This is a genomic window from Rhizobium sp. CFBP 13726 (assembly GCF_014841925.1).
In the GTDB taxonomy this organism is placed as follows: domain Bacteria; phylum Pseudomonadota; class Alphaproteobacteria; order Rhizobiales; family Rhizobiaceae; genus Neorhizobium; species Neorhizobium soli.
Map to the genome: position 1 here is coordinate 1396970 of NZ_JACYUU010000002.1, position 20323 is coordinate 1417292.

General features: G+C 59.6%; 19 protein-coding genes. 11 read left to right on the forward strand and 8 right to left on the reverse strand.

From position 1 onward, the window contains the following. Window positions 1-139: 139 nt before the first annotated feature. On the reverse strand, window positions 140-1336 hold the full coding sequence (locus IFT66_RS13865; protein ID WP_192077906.1) for an amidohydrolase family protein: 1197 nt from the start codon (window positions 1334-1336) through the stop codon (window positions 140-142). A gap of 301 nt (window positions 1337-1637) precedes the next feature. On the opposite strand from IFT66_RS13865, the gene IFT66_RS13870 reads away from it, so the two are divergent. Next, window positions 1638-1841, forward strand: a complete 204-nt coding sequence (locus IFT66_RS13870; protein ID WP_012760580.1) for a cold-shock protein — start codon at window positions 1638-1640, stop codon at window positions 1839-1841. Window positions 1842-1945: 104 nt separating this feature from the next. Here IFT66_RS13870 and IFT66_RS13875 read toward each other — a convergent pair whose 3' ends face one another. Beyond that, window positions 1946-2431 (reverse strand): Lrp/AsnC family transcriptional regulator, encoded by a 486-nt coding sequence (locus IFT66_RS13875; RefSeq protein WP_192077907.1) that lies wholly within the window; start codon window positions 2429-2431, stop codon window positions 1946-1948. A 96-nt stretch (window positions 2432-2527) separates the two neighbouring features. Between IFT66_RS13875 and IFT66_RS13880 the strand changes: the two genes are divergently transcribed. The 6 genes from IFT66_RS13880 (at window position 2528) to IFT66_RS13905 (ending at window position 9128) form a co-directional block, all read left to right on the forward strand. Continuing rightward, window positions 2528-4021, forward strand: coding sequence for an aminotransferase class V-fold PLP-dependent enzyme (locus IFT66_RS13880; protein ID WP_192077908.1), 1494 nt, complete (start codon window positions 2528-2530; stop codon window positions 4019-4021). Window positions 4022-4323: 302 nt separating this feature from the next. Beyond that, entirely contained in the window at window positions 4324-5463 is a 1140-nt protein-coding gene (locus IFT66_RS13885; RefSeq protein ID WP_192077909.1) for an ROK family transcriptional regulator, read from the forward strand. Continuing rightward, window positions 5460-6230 (forward strand): ATP-binding cassette domain-containing protein, encoded by a 771-nt coding sequence (locus IFT66_RS13890; RefSeq protein WP_192077910.1) that lies wholly within the window; start codon window positions 5460-5462, stop codon window positions 6228-6230. The genes IFT66_RS13885 and IFT66_RS13890 overlap by 4 nt, the downstream gene beginning before the upstream one ends. A 34-nt stretch (window positions 6231-6264) precedes the next feature. After that, window positions 6265-7305: a sugar ABC transporter substrate-binding protein gene (locus IFT66_RS13895; RefSeq protein WP_062581491.1), complete on the forward strand. Its 1041-nt coding sequence runs from the start codon at window positions 6265-6267 to the stop codon at window positions 7303-7305. Window positions 7306-7365: 60 nt separating this feature from the next. Beyond that, window positions 7366-8361: an ABC transporter permease gene (locus IFT66_RS13900; RefSeq protein ID WP_192077911.1), complete on the forward strand. Its 996-nt coding sequence runs from the start codon at window positions 7366-7368 to the stop codon at window positions 8359-8361. After that, window positions 8358-9128 (forward strand): SDR family oxidoreductase, encoded by a 771-nt coding sequence (locus IFT66_RS13905; RefSeq protein ID WP_192077912.1) that lies wholly within the window; start codon window positions 8358-8360, stop codon window positions 9126-9128. The genes IFT66_RS13900 and IFT66_RS13905 overlap by 4 nt, the downstream gene beginning before the upstream one ends. A 52-nt stretch (window positions 9129-9180) precedes the next feature. On the opposite strand, the gene IFT66_RS13910 is transcribed toward IFT66_RS13905, so the two are convergent. The 5 genes from IFT66_RS13910 to IFT66_RS13930 all read right to left on the reverse strand — a co-directional run bounded on the left by IFT66_RS13910 (window position 9181) and on the right by IFT66_RS13930 (window position 14861). Then, the gene (locus IFT66_RS13910; RefSeq protein ID WP_092659144.1) at window positions 9181-10188 is read right to left on the reverse strand and encodes an ABC transporter permease; all 1008 of its coding nucleotides are present in this window, start codon (window positions 10186-10188) and stop codon (window positions 9181-9183) included. Between the two features lie 9 nt (window positions 10189-10197). Then, window positions 10198-11697, reverse strand: coding sequence for a sugar ABC transporter ATP-binding protein (locus tag IFT66_RS13915; RefSeq protein ID WP_192077913.1), 1500 nt, complete (start codon window positions 11695-11697; stop codon window positions 10198-10200). A gap of 75 nt (window positions 11698-11772) precedes the next feature. Then, complete coding sequence (locus IFT66_RS13920) at window positions 11773-12720, reverse strand: sugar-binding protein (protein ID WP_113167750.1); 948 nt, start codon at window positions 12718-12720, stop codon at window positions 11773-11775. Window positions 12721-12846: 126 nt separating this feature from the next. Further along, the gene (locus tag IFT66_RS13925) at window positions 12847-13839 is read right to left on the reverse strand and encodes a sugar-binding protein (protein ID WP_092659140.1); all 993 of its coding nucleotides are present in this window, start codon (window positions 13837-13839) and stop codon (window positions 12847-12849) included. Between the two features lie 41 nt (window positions 13840-13880). Next, a complete protein-coding gene (locus tag IFT66_RS13930; RefSeq protein WP_192077914.1) occupies window positions 13881-14861 on the reverse strand; it encodes an NAD-dependent epimerase/dehydratase family protein in 981 nt (326 codons plus the stop codon). Window positions 14862-15113: 252 nt separating this feature from the next. Between IFT66_RS13930 and IFT66_RS13935 the strand changes: the two genes are divergently transcribed. Genes IFT66_RS13935 through IFT66_RS13945 form a run of 3 tightly spaced genes read left to right on the forward strand, consistent with a single transcriptional unit; the run spans window position 15114 to window position 17812 of the window. Then, a complete protein-coding gene (locus IFT66_RS13935) occupies window positions 15114-15752 on the forward strand; it encodes an ATP-binding cassette domain-containing protein (protein WP_244476247.1) in 639 nt (212 codons plus the stop codon). Window positions 15753-15764: 12 nt separating this feature from the next. Next, window positions 15765-16754 (forward strand): ABC transporter permease, encoded by a 990-nt coding sequence (locus IFT66_RS13940; RefSeq protein WP_092659134.1) that lies wholly within the window; start codon window positions 15765-15767, stop codon window positions 16752-16754. Window positions 16755-16789: 35 nt separating this feature from the next. Next, window positions 16790-17812, forward strand: coding sequence for a LacI family DNA-binding transcriptional regulator (locus tag IFT66_RS13945; protein ID WP_244474108.1), 1023 nt, complete (start codon window positions 16790-16792; stop codon window positions 17810-17812). Between the two features lie 71 nt (window positions 17813-17883). Here IFT66_RS13945 and IFT66_RS13950 read toward each other — a convergent pair whose 3' ends face one another. Then, complete coding sequence (locus tag IFT66_RS13950) at window positions 17884-18795, reverse strand: LysR substrate-binding domain-containing protein (RefSeq protein ID WP_192077915.1); 912 nt, start codon at window positions 18793-18795, stop codon at window positions 17884-17886. 311 nt (window positions 18796-19106) lie between these two features. Here IFT66_RS13950 and IFT66_RS13955 point away from each other — a divergent pair, with 311 nt between their 5' ends. Further along, window positions 19107-20096 carry a TerC family protein gene (locus IFT66_RS13955; RefSeq protein WP_192077916.1) on the forward strand — a complete coding sequence of 330 codons (990 nt, stop codon included), beginning with the start codon at window positions 19107-19109 and terminating at the stop codon, window positions 20094-20096. Window positions 20097-20323 lie beyond the last annotated feature (227 nt).

The following is a 20323-nucleotide window of genomic DNA, read 5'->3' on the forward strand; positions in this document are numbered from 1 at the left end:
ACCTCCGGTAATAGCAAAGGCCTGTCCGACTCCGGCTGTTCGACCGGTATCATGATGTGGACGAAGAACACCATGCCCGCCATCCCGATCGGCGGAGTTACGGTTTCAAGCTGCCCTCCGTCACCGATCTCAAAGCGAATCAGACCCGTTTGCCACCCTGGGCAACGACACGTCCACCCTTGAACACACGCCTGTTGCCGGGGAAAGCAACGACCGCTTCCGGAATATTGGCAGCCGAAAGCGTCACGAAATCGGCTTTCGCGCCAATCTCGATACCATAGGACTCGATCCGCAGCGCCTTGGCGCTTTCAGACGTGACGATATCGAACACTGCCTTCAGGTCCTCGTCGGTATAGAAGCCCGAGCGATAGCCGATGATTTCCGCCCGGTGCAGCATGTCGCCATCGCCATAGGGCCACCAGCTGTCGCGAATATTGTCGCTGCCGCTGAACACGGTGACGCCTTCTCGCCGCAACAGAGCGACCGGCGGGAAATTGTGGTTGCCCGGCGCATTGGTCATGATCGAAACGCCGCTTTTCGCAATCGTTGCGGCAATTTTGCGCGCCGCATCAGCGCCGAGATCCCCAAGCCCATAGGCATGGCTGATCGCGACATGGCCCTGCATGCCGAGCGCCACCGTGCGGGCGCAGATTTCCTCGATGGTAAACGCGCCCATGCTGCCGGCATCGTGGAGGTGAATGTCGATATCGACGCCGTGCTTTTCGGCAACGCCGAAGACCACATCGAGATGGCCGGTGACGTCACGGTCGAAACTGGCCGGATCGAGACCGCCGACCAGATCGGCACCAAGCCCGATGGCCTCGTCCAGCAGCGCCGGTGTGCCGGGGCTCCTGAGGATGCCGCTCTGCGGAAAAGCCACCAGCTGGATATCGATCACATCCCTATAGTCTTCGCGAACCGCCAGGATCGTCTCCAGCGATTTCAACCCGACCGCACCATCGACCATCACGTGGCTGCGCATGGAAAGCGTGCCATTGGCGATGCAGAGATCGAGCTGATCGCGGGCCCGCTTGTCCATCGGCGCCGCGGCGGCCATGTTCTCCGCCTGGAAGGTGACCCGCTCCTGCACGTCGAAACCGTTGGTGCAGGGCCGATGCGGCATCCATTTATCGCCGTAGAAGCTCGTATCCAAATGGATGTGCCCTTCGACAAAACCCGGAACCAGCAACTCGCCGCCGATGTCGATGACCTCGGCAGAAGGAGTAACCGAGCCTGCTGCTTCAATCGCAGATATCCGCCCCGACTCGACGTGAATATCGCGCAGAACGCCCTCCGCCAGCCTGGCATTGGTGAAAACCGTCGTGCTTTTGGTCATGGGCTTCCTCAAATTCTAGCATCGTTTACAGCGTCAGGTCGGCGGCAACCCCCTGGTTTATACGGCTTATTGCCCGCTATGCGACCAATATCCGATCAAGATAACGGAGTTAGGTGTCGCGGCAGGCTTGCTCGCCAGAGATATCAATGCTTAAGATACTTTGCGTAGTCGGTGGCAAGAAAATTTGGCGTTGATACGGGCCGGGCATCACGGTGTTCATGGTGCTGGGGTTGATAGTGAAGCGGTGGCGCTATAGTTTGCCCATCGCAATTTCGCGGATTACATAGGAAACAGGTTTCTCATGGCGACAGGTACGGTTAAATTCTTCAACGACGACAAGGGCTTCGGCTTCATCACGCCTGAGAATGGCGGCCAGGACGTGTTCGTTCACGTTTCTGCTCTGCAGCGCGGCGGCTCGCTTCGCGAAGGTGACAAGGTCAGCTTCGAAGTCGGACAGGATCGCAAGACCGGTAAATCGAAGGCTGAAAACGTCTCGGTTCTCTAAGCGACGATAAAAAGCGCCTAGCCTGCTTTAGGGTGGGCTAGGCACATTCTGCGGGTTAATCCATCGGTTGTGCCGCCAAATATGGCTGGAAACCGAACCAAGTCTCACCGGTTCATTCGGCTGAGATCCAGTGCACGGTTGCGAATGATCGCCTCCATCGCGAAAAAGCCCGTCACCGTCGCAAGATCGAAATTCGTGATGAGCTTCTGATAAAATGCGTCATACCCGGATATTCCGCGGGTCACGACCTTGATCAGATAATCCCAATCTCCCCCGATCCTGTAAAAGTCGATCACCTCCGGCAGGCGATCCACATGACGGCGAAAATCGTCGGCCCATTCCTTGGAATGGTGGCGTGTGCGAATCATCACAATGACCGTCAGATCGAACCCCAGCAGGTCGAGATCGATCTCGGATCGCGAATTGCCGATGATCCCGCTGGCCTGCAGACGCTGCAGCCTGCGCCAGCATGCATTTTGCGAAAGCCCGACAAGCTCTGCCAAATCACGCTGCGACAAGGCCGAGTTGCGTTGCAGGCTTGTGAGGATCCGTAGATCGATTTCATCGAAATTCAGGTCTTTATCGATCATGTGACACAGTTCCTGGCAAAATCAGCGCAAATACGGTGAAGAATTCAGACCCTGCTTCAGTTTATAATCGCAGTCAACTCGTCAAGGAGATCGACAATGCGCCAGCTGGCTGACTGCATGCCACGAACCGAACCCGAAACTGCTCTTCAGGGATTTCGTCGCAGTCTGGCTGGCGCCGATCCGATTGCAGCACTGACCTCGGGAATGATTGGCGCATCCGCCAAGGTGGACGGGCCATACGGCCTGAAGGATCTCGTCTATGCCGATTATGTGGCGTCAGGACGGGCGCTCCGGCAGGTGGAAACCTTCGTTCTTGAAGAGGTCCTGCCTTATTATGCCAACAGCCATACGGAAGCGTCCTTTTGCGGAGCGATGATGACCCGCATGCGCCGTGAAGCGCGTGCCACTATCGCCGAATGCTGTGGCGCCGACAGCCGCCACGCGGTGATCTTTGCCGGATCCGGTGCAACGGCCGGCATTAACCGCCTGGTCAAGTTGCTCGGCGTCGAGGATGCGGTCACTACCGGCAAACCCGCCCGCGTCATCATCGGCCCCTACGAGCATCATTCGAACATCCTCCCCTGGCGGGAAAGCGGCGCTGAGATCATCGAAATTCAGGAAGGTTGCGATGGAGGCCCTGACCTCATCCTCCTGGAAAAGGCTCTTAAGGACAGCAGGGACGTTCTGACGATCTGCTCGTTTTCGGCCGCATCGAACATCACCGGTATCCTGACGGATATCGAAGCGGTCACCCGGCTCGCAAAATCGGCAGGCGCAAAGATCCTCTGGGATTTCGCCGGCGCAGGTCCCTATATCCCAATCACGATGACACCGGCTGAAGGCGCCGAGATCGACGCCATCGTCGTATCGCCCCATAAATTCCTCGGTGGCCCCGGTGCCTCCGGTATCCTCGTGGTCAGACGCGATGCAGTCGTCACTACAAAACCCTCTTGGCCAGGCGGCGGCACCGTCAAATTCGTCTCCCCGACGGGCCACGATTACAGCGACAATATCGAAGCGCGCGAAGAAGCCGGAACCCCCAACGTCATCGGCGATATCCGCGCTGCACTCGCCTTCTTGGTCAAGCACGCAATCGGCCTCGAGAGAATTGCGAGCCTGAACGAGAATTTCACCGCGCGCGCATTCGAGGCTTGGCAGGGCATTCCCCAGATCGAGCTGTTGGGCTCGATGAGCATGTCGAGACTGCCGATCTTTTCGTTTCGCATCAGCGATGGAAAGGGTGGCTATGTGCATCAGCAGCTGATCACCCGCATGCTTTCCGATCGCTTCGGTATACAGGCACGCGGCGGCTGCGCCTGCGCCGGCCCCTATGTCCACCGCCTCCTGTCGATCGATGACGAGCATTCGGAGCAGATCAGGCAATCGATCCGGAACGGCAACGAAATCGAGAAACCGGGTTTCACCCGGCTCAATCTGAGCGTTCTCCATTCCGAGGAAAAAGTCAGGTTCATCCTGGAAGCGGTGATCCAACTCGCCCGGGATGCCCCTTCGCATACGGCGTCATACATGGTCGATCGCAGCCGGGCGATATTCTCGCCCCTCGCTCAACCGTTGAAGGCGACGGCATAGCTTTTGCCAAACGCCTCCCGTTTGGCGTGCCCACCCGGCCGCCTTGCGGGTACGACCCCCGTGACATAGCGCGACCTACCGGCGGAGGATGACGCTTTCGTGCTCATGTTGATCAGGCGCTGGTCATGATTCCTGGCTCCGAGGGTGAGGCGAACTCTTTCGCGGAAAGCGCGCGAACCGTCAGGTCAGCCTTTGCAACGTCAGCGCGATCGGGCCCTTCGCGCGCACATTTTTCTTTTTTGAAAACCATTTGACTAAATACGTGACCGCTGACACACTTTCGCTATTCGGAGACATTCGAAATGGCGCTGCGCGGTACCAACCAGGAATCCGGAAGGCCCTACAACAGACGGATCGTCTTGGAAGCGATCCGCCTGACTGGTCCGACGACGCGTGGCGAAATTGCCGAACGGGTTCAGCTCACCGTACAGACTGTCTCCACCATTGTCCGGGAACTCGAAGAACAAGAGCTCATCGTCTCGGTGCGCGAAAAGCCTCGGGGCCGCGGTATTCCGCCCTCGAAGCTGACCGTCAATCCGGAGGGTGGGCATGCGGTCGGCATTCACCTGACGCCGCTTGGCATCGACGTTGCCTTGGTCAATCTGCGCGGTGATGTCGTCGAGAGCCGCCACCGCAGCGCGTCCAACCCGAAACCGGACGAAGCCTTCGCTCTGATTGGCGAGATGGTGGACGAACTCAAGGCAAGCCCATGCCGCGGCCGCCTGCTGGGCGTCGGACTGGCTTTGCCCGGGCCGTTCGACGTGGAATCCATCAGCTTCGTTGGCCCGACAACGATGACCGGCTGGAAAGACGTCGACATCAATTCCCGCCTCACAGAGGCGACAGGTCTGCCGGCCTTTATGGAAAACGACATGGCGGCAGCGGCGCTCGGCGAGCAGCTCTACGGTCTCGGCCAACAGATTTCGGATTACTATTACCTGTTCTTCGGCGTCGGCCTTGGCGGCGCGATGATGCATGACGGGACAGTGATGCGCGGCGCCTGGGGCAATGCCGGCGAAATCGGCCATATCCCCGCCGTTCCGGATGGCGAGCCCTGCCCCTGCGGCAACAATGGCTGCCTTGAGCGCTATCTTTCGCTCGAGGCCTTCACGCGGCGCGGCCTGCCCGAGGCCGAATGGGTCCGCGAGATCGCGCCGATCTTTCGCAATGCCATCCGCACGATCGAGAACCTTTTCGATCCAGAGACTGTCGTGCTCGGTGGCCTGGCGCCGCAGTCTTTGATCGAGCAGCTTGCCGCACTGGCCGACGGCCTGAGCAATTCGGTTTCCGCCCGCACCAACCGCCCGCATCCACGTGTCGTCGTCGCCAGTGACTGCCAGCATTCGGCACTCAGAGGCGCAGCCGCGCTAGCCGTTTTCGGCGTCCTGTCGCCGCGCTTCGGCCAGATGTTCGAGACTTCAGAGAAGGGGACTGTCGAATGACCGAAAAACTGCTTGTCCTGAATGATATCCGCAAGAATTTCGGCGCGATCGAAGCGCTCAAGGGCATCAGTTTCTCGATCGGAAAGGGAGAAGTGGTCGCCCTTCTTGGCGACAACGGCGCAGGCAAGTCCACGCTTGTGAAGATCATCTCGGGTGGTCTGCAACCCACGTCAGGTCAGATGCTCTTCGAAGGCGAAGAGTTCGAGGCAAAGACGCCTGCCGAGGCCAAGGCAGCCGGCATCGAGACGGTCTACCAGGACCTGCCTCTCTGCACCAATGTGGACGTCGTCGCCAATTTCTTCATGGGCCGCGAGATCACCCGCAAGATCGCGGGCATCCCCTTCCTCGATGAGCGTGCGATGGAGGAAATCACGACCAAGGCACTGACCAGTGCCGGCACCCGCATTCCCTCCATGCGCACCAAGGTCGAGCATCTGTCCGGCGGCCAGCGGCAGGCGATCGAGCTCAACCGTTTTGCCCATTGGGGTGGCAAGCTCCTCTTGCTTGACGAGCCGTTCGCCGCGCTCGGGGTCGAACAGACCCGTCGAGGGCTGGACATGATCCGCCACGTCGCCAGCCAGGGCATCGGTGTCGTCATCATCACCCACATCATGCAGCAGGCCTTTCAGGTCGCAGACCGCATCGTCGTCATCCGCCACGGCGTCGTCGCCGGCGATGTCGACAGAACCAAGACAAGCCCGGATGCAGTGATCGAAATGATCACAGGGCAAACCCTCACCGGCGCCGGACCGGTGGGCAAACAATGACAAGGGGTCCGGCGTAAAACTGGAGAGAACGATCATGAGACGAATAATGCTAAGCTTGCTGAGCGTTTTGGTGCTCGGCCTTTCAATGCTCACAACGGCGGCCGCACAGTCCAAGGGTACGGTCTATTATCTTGTGCCGACACTGCTCGACGAATTCCAGACAGGCTCGGTCAGCGCCTTGGAAATGTTTCTGAAGCAGACCGGCTACGAGATGAAAACCCTTAACGCCGACAACAAGACAGACGCACAGCAGTCGCAGATGAACGACGTCATCGCCTTGAAGCCGGCGGCGATCATCCTCGCCGCTGTCGACTTCAACGCATTGAAACCATCCATCGAGGCAGCCCGTGCGGCCGGTATTCCGGTCGTCGAGTTCGACCGTCAGGTCACCTCGACCGTGTCAGACTTCACCTCGGTCGCCGGGACGATCGAGATCGGCCATGTTGCCGCGCAACAGGCTGAAGCGATGCTCAAGGCCAAGAATGGCGACGTGAAGGGCAAGATCCTGCAGGTTCTGGGCGACCCTGGCGATCCCTACACGCTCGATATCCAGAAGGGCTTCGAAGAGAAGATGAAGGCCTTCCCGAAGGTGACCATCATCTCTGTGCCCGCCATGCAGTGGGAAGCCAGCAATGCAGGGACGATCGTCTCCGATCAGATGCTGGCCAATCCCGATATCAACCTGATCTTCCTGCATGCAGCCCATCTTTCGGTTGCAGCCGTCGCCTCGCTTGAGTCCGCTGGCAAGAAACCAGGTGACGTCATGATGATGAGCTCGAACGGCGCTCCCGTCGGCCTCGATCTGATCCGCAAGGGCTGGCTCAATACCGAAGTCGAGCAACCGCTTTATGCTCAGGCGGCAGCCATTGCCATGTTCATGGACAAGATCGTCGGCAAGCAGGAAATCAAGGCCGGCGACTATGACGTGCTTGGCCTGAAAGGGGTCGTGACGAAGGAAGCCTGGGGGCCGAACATCAAGATCCCGGGTGCGGCGATCACCAAGGAGAATGTCGACAACCCGGCCTTCTGGGGCAACATGAAAGCGCCGACAGCCTCGATCAAATCCGTCGAATAACAACCCTTCATCCGGGGTTGAAAGACCCCGGATTCCTTCCCTCAAGTCCGGATTTGCCGCATGACGCCCCGTACGCGCAAAAGTCTAGAATCTGTACTCGATAACCTCGTCTGGTTCATGCTCATCGTCGTGCTTGCCCTGTTTTCGGCCCTGATCCCGAACTATTTCCAGATCGGCATTTTCACGAACATCATCGAAGCGTCGAGCGTGCTGGGCGTGATGTCGATCGGCCTGGCTCTGGTGATCATCGCCGGCCATATGGACCTTTCGGTGGAATCCGTTGCCGCTTTGGCGGCCATGGCGGTCGGCATCCTTTTCTGCTCGGCAGGGATCGGCATGGGGATCAGGCTCTCACCGCAATGGCTGATGATCCCAGCGTCACTGCTCGTTGCCTGCGGGATCGGCGCGTTGATCGGTCTCTTCAACGGTTTCCTTGTCGTGAAACTCAAGATGAGCGCCTTCATCATCACGCTTGCCTCCTTCATCTGGGTGCGCGGCATCGTGCTGGCGGTTTCCGGCGGACGCTCCGCCCAGGATCTGGATCCGGCCATCCGCTGGTTCGCTATTGAGCGTGTGGCTGGCATTCCGCTGTCAGCCTGGATTGCGATTGCCTGTTTCGTGGTCTTTTCGGTGCTGATGGCCAAGACGCCATTCGGCCGGCACTTGGTAATGATCGGCGGGAACGAGACCGCCGCTTACCGCGCCGGCATTCGCGTCACCCGCAATTTGATCATCGCCTTTGTACTGGCAGGCGCCATCGCCGGCCTGGCTGGGTGGCTGCTTGCCATACGCACATCAGGCGCCACGGCAAACCTCGGCGTTGGACTGCTGTTCAACGCCTTTGCGGCAGTCGTCATCGGTGGTGTAAGCCTCAAGGGCGGTGTCGGTGCGCTGCCCGGCGTCTACGCCGGAGTGCTGCTCCTCTCGTCCATCAACACCGCCATCAACCTGATGGGCCTGCCGGCAAACTATACCCAGGTCATCCACGGCTTCCTGGTGCTTGCAGCGGTTCTACTCGATACGTTCAAACAAAGGCTCCGCCAGAGGCTCGCATGACAGACAGATTGAAAGACAAGGTGGCGCTGATCATCGGCGCATCGCGCGGCATCGGCAAGGCAATCGCCGTCCGCTTCCAGGAGGAAGGCGCAAAGCTGGTGCTGGCTGATTCCGAGGCCGACGACGGCAAGGCGGCAGCCGATGATCTCGACATCGACTTCGTCCACACCGACATCTCGAAGATGGAAGACGCCGTTGCCGCGGTCGAATTCACACTCGAACGTCACGGGCGGCTCGACATCATCGTCCAGAACGCCGGCATCTATCCGTGGCAGCTCATCGAGAATACGTCTCCGGAAGACTGGGACAGCGTGATGGGGGTCAATCTGCGTGGATGCTTCAACGCCGCACGCGCCGCGCTGACGCCGATGAAAAAGCAGGGCTCGGGGCGTATCCTGTTTACGTCATCCATCACCGGCCCGCATGTTACAAGCCCGGGCCACGGCCACTACGCGGCGAGCAAGGCTGGCATCAACGGCTTCATTCGCTCAGCGGCGCTGGAGTTCTCGTCCTATGGCATCAATGTCAATGGCGTCGAGCCCGGCAACATATTGACGGAAGCGATCCAGCTGCACCGTAGCGCCGCCTTCATCAAGAACATGGAGGACGCAATTCCGCTCGCCCGCCTCGGCTCGCCGCGCGACGTTGCCAATGCCTTCCTGTTTCTCGCCTCCGACGATGCGAGCTATGTGACCGGCACCACCATCGTCGTCGATGGCGGGCAGCTCCTGCCGGAAGGCGCGGACTTCAGGCTCCTGCCATCCTGATCATTTCCAGCATCCGGGACCAGCTCTGTGTCGATCGTCGACGACCTAACTGTCATCCGTTTGCCGACGGGATGCGGGAAACCTCGGCCAAGGCAGAGCGGGTCGCCTGATGATGTCGCCTTTGCCGATAGGCATGGAACTGCGTATCGGCAATAACACCCACCAGAATGACCGCACCCATGACCGCGAAATTGAGCGAAGAGGGAATGCCGAGCAGGTTGACGAGGTTCTGGAGGACCTGAAGCAACACGACCCCGAGCACTACCCCGACGATCGAGCCTTCCCCACCCCGCAGGGAAAATCCGCCGAGGACCGCAGCCGCGATTGCATAGAGCTCGTAGAAATTCCCATGCGACGAGGGCTGGACGGACTTGGTGTACATGGCGAAGAAAATGGCCGAGACGCCCGTCAGAAAGGAACAGAGAACATAAGCCGTGACGATCACGCGCTTTGTATTGATCCCGCAATAACGAGCCGCCTCCTCGTTCTTTCCGACGGCCAGAAGATGACGTCCGAAAACGGTTCGATGCAGGAGAAACCATGCAAGCACCGCAAACACGGCAAAAGCCATGACGGAATGGGGAACGCCCGCTGTTCGTCCGACGAACAGATATTCGAGCATGGGAAGATCCGTCCCGAAGGTAAAGCCGGCCGTCCCGTCCCTCGTATAGAAGCGCGCTATGCCTCGGTAGATCAGCAGACCGCACAGTGTGACGACGAAGGGCTGCAGCTTGAGCCGTGTAATGAGCCAGCCATGCAGCAATCCGATCACAACCGACAGGACCAGCACGATCGCAAAGGCGACAGGCCAGGGAACGCCATGCGAGGCGATCAGGTCGATGAAGATGACGCCGAGAAGGGCGATGACGGAGCCGATCGAAAGCTCGATCCCTGCGGTGACGATGACGAAGGCCTCGGCAATCGAAAACAGCCCGAACAGTCCAATCAGATTGGCTGTGTTGGCAAGATTGACCGGTGAAATGAAACGCGGATTGACCAGTGTCACGATGGCGCCCACGGTCAGAACGAGGACGGCAAGGCCGATGTCTTTCTTGTGCATGCCAATCTCCTATCCGACCGCCAGACTGAGGATCGCTTCTTCGGACAGATCCGCCCGCGACAGGATGCCGGCAATGGCCCCGCGCCGCATCACCGCCACGCGCGTCGAGACGCCGATGACTTCTTCCATATCGGACGAGATCATCAGCACCGCGGCTCCGCCCTCCGCGAGATCGCGCATGAGCCGGTAAACCTCAGCCTTCGCTCCGACATCGATGCCTCTCGTCGGCTCGTCGAGAATGATCAACCTGGGATCGAGCCCGAGCCACTTTGCCAGCACGACCTTCTGCTGGTTGCCGCCCGACAATTCGCTGACTGCACGGTCGAGCCGCGGCGCACGGATCGATAGCCGGCTGCGGGATCGATCGGCGATCTTCATTTCGGCCCTGCGATCGACGAAGCCAGCGGTCGCGATCGTCGAAAGGTTCGGCATCACCACGTTTTCGGAAAGCGAGAAGTCGAGAAACAGTCCCTCACCCTTGCGGTCTTCCGGCACCAAACAGATGCCGGCGGCGATTGCTGCAGGCACCGATCCGGATGCAACCGGCTTGTCGTTCATCTCGACACGACCGCCCTGGACGGGATCGATGCCAAAGATCGCACGCGCAAGTTCCGTCCGACCGGCGCCCACCAGACCGGCAAGGCCGAGAATTTCCCCGCCTCGAACCTCGAGATCGACCGGGGCCTGCGGATAGGCCTCGGTTCTGAGTTTTTGTATCCGAAGCACCACCGGCCCCTGCCTTACCTGCGGGGGCGTGTAGAATTGCGTCACGTCGCGGCCGATCATCAATCGCACCATGGCATCTCGATTGATGCTGCCGCTTCGGAGCTCCCCGGCATTTCGACCGTCCCTGAGCCCGACCACCCGGTCTGCGACGGCTTCGACTTCGGCAAGGCGATGGGTGATAAACAGAATGGCAACTCCATCTGCCCGCAACCGGCGCACCACATCGAGCAACCGTAGTGTTTCAGCAAGCGTAAGGCTCGATGTCGGTTCGTCGAGGATCAGAAGGCGGACATTGGTCGAAAGCGCCTTGGCGATTTCCATCAGCTGCTGGTCCGCCAGCGAAAGTTCCGAAGCCTGGGTGGATGGCTGAAAGCGAGCGCCCAGCATATCGAGCAGTGGTTTCACCCGCTCGGCCATGGCCGCATGGTCGATAAAACCGAAGGGGCGGCTGCGCGGCTCACGGCCCAGGAGAACGTTGCCCGCCACATCGAGATTGAAAAATGGGTTGAGCTCCTGGTGCACGAACGCGATGCCACGGGCCAAGGCCTCGGCGGGTGTCAGATGGGACGCCGTCTTCCCATCGATGACGATCTCACCTTTATCGGGCACGATCGTGCCCCCAAGCACCTTCATGAGCGTGGATTTTCCAGCACCGTTTTCGCCGATCAACCCGACGACTTCGCCGCCGCGGATGCCGAGCGACACCTGATTGAGCGCCACAGCGCTTGGATAGACCTTGGTGATGCCGATGAGATCAAGAGATATGCGGGCGGCAGCTGTCATCTGGCGTGAACCTCGAATGCGTTGAGGGCCAGCGCGCAGCCCGAAAGATCCGCGCTGGCCGCGTCAAGGCGCGTATTACCCGCCCATCCGCGCCTTGAGCTGCTTCTCGAACGCATCGACATTCGCCTTGTCGATGACTTTGGTCGGCACGATGATCAATCCATCTGCCGGCACTTTGGACTTGTCGCCCTTCAGGTACGCCGCCATCAGCTTCATCCCCTGGTAGCCCCATTGATAGGGGTCCTGAACGACCGTGCCTGCAAACTCGCCTTGCCGCACGGCTCCGAGCGTGATCGGATCTTCATCGAAAGCGATCACCGTGATGTTCCCGAGCTTTCCGGCCGCTTTCAACGCTTCATAGATCTTCGGTGGATTGTAGGAATAAAAGCCCACCATGCAGGTGATGTCCGGATTTGCCGCGAGGACATCGTCGACATTGGACCGCGCGCGGGCGAAATCGACGTCATCGCCCCGCACATCGACGAGTTCGATCGACTTGCCCTTCACGGCCTGGCGAAAACCGTCGATCCGCTCCCTGGCGTTATCAGCGCCAAGGAAGCCGACAAAACCCATACATTTACCACCCTTGGGCAACGCCTTGACCGCGATTTCCCCCGCCTGGATGCCGGCTTGGGTATTGGACGAACCCAGATAGGCGATGCGCTTCGACTGCGGCGCATCGCTGTCCGTCGTGAAGAGCGGAACCTGCGCTGCGATGCGGTTGAAGGCATCGACGGAATTCTTCGGGTCAGCCGACGAGATCATGATTGCGTCGGTCCCCGCAGCCACGAGGTCATCCATCAGGGCGTTCTGCAGTGCAGCCGTGCCCTGCGTGGGATAACGGAACTGCAACTCGAAATCCGGAAGCTCGGTCTGCGCCGCCTTGACCCCTGCCTCGGCCAGCTTCCAGAAATCGGAAGCGGCATTGACAACGAAGGCGAGAGCCTTTTTCTCTGCAGCGACCGCTGGCATAGCCACCATGGTCGCCATGGCCACGAGGGCCGTGATCGTAAACCTTTTCATCTTGTCCTCCCGCAACCCACTCCTCCAGGGCTGCTCCAGGTTGAAGGGCGACAACCGAGCAATGCAAAGCCTTAGCCCGGTTATCGGGTCCGTTTCAGCGGCTGCGCCAAGGGCGCCACGGCGCCGTCAGTTGGTCTTGCAGAAACCGGGATCTTCGGCGTTGCAGATGTCGAGGCCGGTAAACAGCGGATCATCCACCTTCTCGCCTTTGATCAGCTTGATCATCACGTCGGGTGCCTTGTAGCCCATCTCGAAGGGCCGCTGACCGACCTGCGCATGGCTGCGGCCCTCGCGGAAAGCCTGGGTCTGCGGTGGCAGCGTATCCCCCGCCACGATCACCAGTTCCTTCGACTTCAGCTTGCTCATGACCTGGTCGGTGACCTGGGTATAGGCCTGTGGCGCGAACTGTGCCCACCCGCCGATCAGGATGAAGGCATCGAGCTTGGGATGGGCTGTAAAGACATCCGACATCTGCTGATTGGCGAGGTCCGCCTGGTCGTTGGTATAGACGGGGCATCCCTCGATTTCAGTCCAGCCGTTCTGTCCGCTCAGCCGCTTCACGTCCTTGGCTCCCGCAATCGTGTCACGGAAACCCTGGGCACGCGCATTGATGTTGGCGGCACCAACATTGCCGAGTTGCAGACACACCGTGCCACCCTTCGCCTTCAGCTTCTTCGTCTGCTCGGCCATCTTCACACCCATCAGATAATTGTCGGTGCCGAGATAGGTCTTGCGCAGATCATGGTCTTTCTCGAGGAAGTCCGCATCGACGGTCATGACGGGAATTTGCGGCGCGATCTGGCGCACGCGGTTCGCCATGGCCGGCGCGTTCGACGGCGAGATTGCAATCGCTGCAACACCGCGCGTCAGCAGATCGTCGACAATCTGGACCTCACCCGCTTCGTCGGCCGAAGAGGCCGGTCCCGTATAGAGGCACTCGTATTCGCTCTTCGGATTTTCCGACAGCCACTTCTTGCAGCCCAGATTGATCTGCTCGAAGAACGGATTGTCGAGCCCTTTGACGACGATGGCGAGTGTCTTTTTGCTCTCCGCAGCGCTCTCGCCGGCCAGCAACATGAGAATAGGTATTGCAGTGAATGCCAAATATCTTGTTTTCATTGCCTTTCTCCTCCTCTAAATCGCCGGCGAAACCCTCCTGCTCAGCCGGGATACCAAATGATGCGCGGATCATTTTCTGAACGCCTGTAGCTCCAGGCATGCTCGACGAGTCCTTCGACATCGATTTCCGGTTGCCAGCCGAGAACCATCCGGGCCTTTGAATTGTCGAGCCAGTTGCTGTGAAACGGCGTCGGGATGTCGCGGCGCTGCCAATCGCCGGAAGCCTCCAGGATATCGGCCAGCGCGCCGTAATCGACCGGCTGGTCCATGGCGACGTTGAACAGTTCTCCATACGCAGCCGGATTGTCCAGCGCGGCGATCATCGCATTGACGAGATCATCGACATGAAGAAAGCTGCGCTTGAGATAGGCGCCGCGACCATCCCGCATGGCAGGTACGGCCCGGCTTTTCCTAATCGCGTCGAGGTCGTCCGCTCCCATCATCGCCGACCAGGGCGGCCCGCCGAACTGATCAGGACCGACCTCCATTGCGTAGCGGAAGTCGTCCTTTTCCATGATCCACGGCGCGCGAAGCGTGGTCCAGTTGAGACCCTCCTGGATCCCGAACTGTTCCACCATGGTCTCTTCCAGCACCTTGGTCAGGGCATAGACACCGCGATAGGCTCGCCTCGGCGACTGCTCCGTGATCGGTGCGCTGTAACCATGAAAAATGTGCCCAACGACACAATCACCGCTCAGAAGCATAAATTGCTGTTTCGCAGCCGAACGGCTGAAACCCTCCAGCAGGAGGTAGAGCCCCTTGAGAGCAACATCGATGGCCTGATCGGGCGTCTCTTTCACGGCAGCCAGGTGCAGCACATGCGTCACACCTTCGAGCGCCTTCCCGACAATCTGCGGATCTGCCATGGACCCCTTCACGACGGAGACACGGGGACCGGGTTCCAGGGCCCGGTTGTTGCAGAGCGCTACGACATTCCATTTCGCAAAGCGCGGCTTGGAAAGGAAGGTGGGAAGGAAGGCTTGGCCCACCTTTCCGGTGGCGCCCGTCACGAGCAACCGCATCACCGCCCCCTTTTCGCTTTCAGGTTGAATAATTAATATTTGGTTATAATATTAAGTCAAGCATTATTGATACCTGTTTACGGGCGGGCAACGTGCAGGCTATGGTGCCGACAGAATGCCATCGTGGGATCAGCCGAGGGAGGGCGGAGCGTGTCACGGCTTTCATTGCATTCAATTTCAAAGAGTTACGGCGCAATACACGCGCTGTCGCGTGTCAGTGTCACCGTCGAACCAGGGGAGGTTCTGGGACTGATGGGGGACAACGGCGCCGGCAAGACGACGCTTGTCAAAATTATCGCCGGCAACTTCCCACCATCGACAGGAGAGATCCGCGTCGATGACCAACCGGTGACCTTTCACAACCCACGCGACGCACAGCGACACGGCATCGAGGTCGTCTATCAGGACCTTGCGCTGTGCGACAATCTCTCGGCTGCCTCCAATGTCTTCCTGGGGCGAGAGACCATGCGCAGCCTCGGGCCGCTGCGCTACATCGACTATGCCAAGATGAACCGCGTCGCAGCGGAGCTGTTCCGGCAACTGAAATCGGAAACGAGACCACGCGATTTGGTGCGCCGCATGTCCGGTGGCCAGCGCCAGGCGGTTGCGATCGCCCGCACGCTGTTATCCGAGCCCAAGATCGTCATCATGGACGAGCCGACCGCTGCAATCTCCGTCCGCCAGGTGGCCGAGGTTCTCGATGTCATTCGCAGGCTGCGTGATCACGGCATCAGCGTCATTCTCATCAGCCACCGCATGCCCGACGTCTTCGGTGTTTCGGACAAGATTGCGGTGCTGCGGCGCGGCGAACTCGTCGCCAGCAAACGCGCCGATCAGTCGTCGCCCGAAGAAGTGACAGGATTGATCACCGGCGCCATCGAAGCCGCTTGAAAGGAGATCGCCATGACCACATTGGATGACGTGATTGCCCGCAGCGAGCATCGAAGCTGGATCTCACGCGTATCGAGCCGGCAGCTGTTCTGGGTCTTTATCGCTGCGGTCCTTGCCTGCCTCGCGCTCAGCATTCTAACGGACAGCTTTGCAACAGAGCGCAATCTCTTCAATGTTGCGCGCAACTTCGCCTTCGTCGGCATCATCGCGATCGGAATGACGACCGTAATCGCCTCGGGCGGCATCGATCTGTCGGTCGGCTCAACCGTCGTGTTGAGTGCCATGGTGATCAGCGTCACCATGGAGGGTGGCATGCCCTTCCTCCTCGCATTTCCTCTTGCGCTGCTTGCAGCCCTCCTTGTGGGCGTACTGAACGGCGTGCTTGTCGCCTATGCCGGAATGCCACCCTTCGTCGTCACCTTGGGCACTCTTTCGGCCGCTCGGTCCCTGGCCATGGTCCTGTCGGACAACAAGATGATCTGGAATTTCGGCCCCGACCACGACCTGCTGATCTGGGTCGGCGGCGGCTCGACGCTGGGCATACCCCACCCCCTGTACGTCCTCGCTGCGCTAGCCCTTGTAATGTCGCTGGTCTTCAGGTGGACCCGATGGGGGCAGCATCTGCTTGCGATCGGCAGCAATGAGAACGCCGCCATCCTGACAGGCATCCCCGTGCGGCGCATGAAGGTGAGTATCTATGGCGTGTCGGCTCTCACCGCCGGGCTCGCCGGCGTTCTGATGGCTGGATGGCTCGGCAGCGTGACCACCAATCTCGGCCAAGGCATGGAGCTGACGGTGATTGCCGCGGCCGTCATCGGTGGTGCCAATCTGGCCGGTGGCGAAGGCAATGCGCTCGGTGCGGTCGTTGGAGCACTGTTGATAGAAGTTATTCGCAACTCTCTGATCCTGCTCGGCATCTCGACATTCTGGCAAGGAATGTTCATAGGTACCTTCATTGTGGTTGCCGTAGCCTTCGACCGTGTCCGGCACTTTCGATCCTGACACGGCACCATCCCCCGGAAACCACGGTGTCCGACATGGAGAATGCCTTGAAACCGACGATGATGGACGTGGCTGCGCTGGCAGGCGTATCTCAGGCGACCGTTTCCCTCATTCTCAATGGCAGTTCCGGCGCCCGGTTCACCGAAGCCACCCGCAAGCGGGTCTTCGACGCGGCGGATCAGTTGGGCTATCGTCTCGCGAACAAGTCATCAGCAAGTTCCGGACCCGGCAGTGCGCCCGCCAACAAGGTAATCGTTTTTGCCGTCGACGAACTGACCACCGATCCATGGATGGCCCTTGCCTACGAAGGTGCCCGCGAAAAGGCACTCGAACTCGGGATTATCGTCACACTTGGCGTCTTCCGCAAAGGCGAGGACCCGGATGGCGGCATCTTTTCGATCTGTGACGGACAGGCACTTATCGGCTACATTTTCGGCACTATTTTGACCCGCAAGATCGATCCGCCGGAACCGCTTCTGAAGGTCCCCTCTGTGCTGGTCAACTGCTACGATCAAGAGCGTCGGCTTCCGTCCATTCTGCCGGGAGACGTCGCCGGCGGCCGGGCGGCGACGGAACGGCTGATCAGCGCCGGGCGCAAGCGGATAGCCCTGATCAACGGCCAGGAAGGTCTCGACAATCCGCGCGACCGCTTGCGCGGATACAAGCAGGCTCTTGCCAGCAACGATCTCTCCTACGACCCCGACCTCGTGCACTATGGCAACTGGGAACCGCCGTCCGGATACGAAAAGACGCATGCGCTGATGAAGCTGAAGGATCCCCCGGACGGAATATTCTGCGCGAACGACCTCATGGCGCTCGGCTGTATCGAAGCGCTGAACGAACTCGGCAAGTCTGTCCCGGAGGATGTCTCCGTCGTCGGCTTCGACAACAGAGACATTGCCCAGTTCACGATGCCGCCGCTGACAACCTTCCATCTTCCGATGTTCGAGATGGGCGTGATGGCCGTCGAGCTGCTTTCCGATATGGCTGGCGGGCTGACCAGCAATCACGACCAGTTGAAGGTGGAGTGCCGACTGGTCGCCCGCAGTTCCGCCTGAGCTCAGACTGGCCTGCGGCAAGGTTCGCGGCCAATGGAATGACTTGCTGAGCAGAAAGGACCGCCGGCGCGTCAGCCGATCCCGAGCTCCAATGCAGCGTCTGTCGCCCTTCTAGCAAGTTCCTGAAAATGCGCCACCCGGCCGCTGGTTGACCTGAAATAGACGCCGACCTGACGGGTCTCACTCCAGCCCTCGATTTCCAAAAGATGAACGTCTTCTGCGTTGCGGAACTCCGCCTGCGCGTAGAGTTCGGGAAACAGCGAGCAGCCCATGCCGATCGACACCATTTGTCTGATCGCGTCCAGGCTGGTACCGGCATAGTCGTCAATGACAGTCGCGCCGGACGCCTTCGCCAGTCGCTGAACGCTCTCGAGCAACTGGTGTCCGCTTCCAAGCGCCAGCAGACGCTCGCCTTTCAGCTCTTGAACGGAGACAGCCCGACGTTTTGCAAGCCGATGGTCAGCGGGAACGCCCAGCAGCAGCCGCTCCCTGCCGATCGGCACGAACATCAGGGGCCGCTCGCCGAACAAGGGGCCGAGGCCACAGTCGAGCGTTCCTTCCGCGACAGCGGTTTCGATCGCAGCAGGACGATCTTCGACGATGTAGATCTTCAGATCGGGGTATTGTTTATGCAAGGACGGTAGGAACCTGGGCAGGAAATACGGCCCGAAAGTCGGCGGCGTGCCCAGCCTGATGACGCCGCCAAGCGCTGCGCTGTGCTTTGCGACGGTCTCGAGCAGATCGCCCATAGCGGCAAGCGCTACGCGGGCACCATGCACAAAACGTTCCCCGACCGGCGTGAGGATAACCGTTGCCGACGTCCGCTCAAACAGCTGGACTCCCAGATTTTCTTCCACGATCCCCACTTGAACGGAGAGTGTTGGTTGCGAGACATGGCATTGCTTCGCGGCCTTTCCGAAATGACCACATTCAGCAAGCGCGACGACATATTCGAGTTGGCGAAGACTGGGGCGAAACGGCATGCTCAATAGTCGATCACTATCGAGACGATTTCAACAATCAATTGGCGCAATGACGATGGGATCGCCAGATCAGTCTTTGATCAAAGAGGAGGTCGAAGATGGAACTGGCTTTGACCTCGAAAGGCCATCGCGGCGCTCCGACTGAAACGCGCAAGCCCTCTTGATCACGATCCAGTTCCATCTGCTACCGCGGGTCCTGCGCCCGCGGTTTACTCCTTGTGCCCCTGTCCGGGCCCCTCTGGCGAGAGCTGCCGGTCCTCTCGCGATGTCGGACGCCGCATCCACCGTGAACGACCGGCTGGAGTGTTCACATGGACTTTGCATTCTTCTTCGCAGACTGGCTCGGCAAGCCCGTCTGGATGTGGCTCGGTTTCCTTTCGATCGTGGTTGCCCTTTTGGCCTTGGACCTCGGCGTTCTTCACCGCGACAACCGCGAGATTGGTGTCCGCGAGAGCCTGATCCTGTCTTCGATGTATATCGCGCTCGGTCTTGCGTTCGGCGGCTGGATCTGGTGGCAGCTCGGCGGTGAGCAGGGGATGAACTACCTGACGGGCTTCGTGGTCGAGAAAACGCTGGCGCTGGACAACGTCTTCGTCATCGCGCTCATCTTCTCTTTCTTCGCAGTGCCGCGCAAATACCAGCACCGCGTCCTCTTTTGGGGCGTGCTGGGTGTGATCGTTCTGCGCGCCATCATGATCGGACTTGGCGCGACGCTGGTTTCGAACTTTTCATGGGTCCTCTATCTCTTTGCCGCCTTCCTCGTCATCACCGGCATCAAGATGCTGTTGATCGGCGACAAGGAACCCGAGATCGGCAACAATCCCATTGTCGGCTTCATGAGGCGCAGGTTTAACGTCACGGAAGAGCATCACGGTCAGGATTTCTTCGTCAAGAAGCCCGATCCCACGACCGGCAAAGTGGTCTGGTTCATGACGCCGCTGTTCATGGCCCTCGTCATGGTCGAAATCGCCGACGTGATCTTCGCGGTCGACTCCGTCCCTGCGATCTTTGCGATCACGACCGATCCGTTCATCGTCTACACGTCGAATGTGTTCGCGATCCTCGGTCTGCGCGCACTGTATTTCGCACTCGCCGCGATGATCCATCGCTTTCGATACCTGAAGCCGGCGCTCGCAATCGTGCTGATCTTCATCGGCTCGAAAATCTTCGTCGCTGACCTCCTGGGTCTCGAAAAGTTTCCCGCTTCACTCTCGCTCGGTATCACCTTCGCGATCATCGCCTCCGGCGTTATCTGGAGCTTGGTGAAGACACGCGATACACGTGCCGGCAATACGGTCTAAGGGGCGGGACTGTTAGCCACAACACGCCCCAGCCTTGCAAGGCATCAATCGAGACAGCCGGAACGCTGGTAACAAACCGATCGCATCCGGCGTCACCCGTCTTTGGCGGACACGGCGTATCGGCCGTCGATGCGGTTCGGTCAGGCTACAAACGCAAAACACCCGCAGCTTATGGCTACGGGTGTTTTTCGATAATGATGATTTGGTTGCGGGGGCAGGATTTGAAC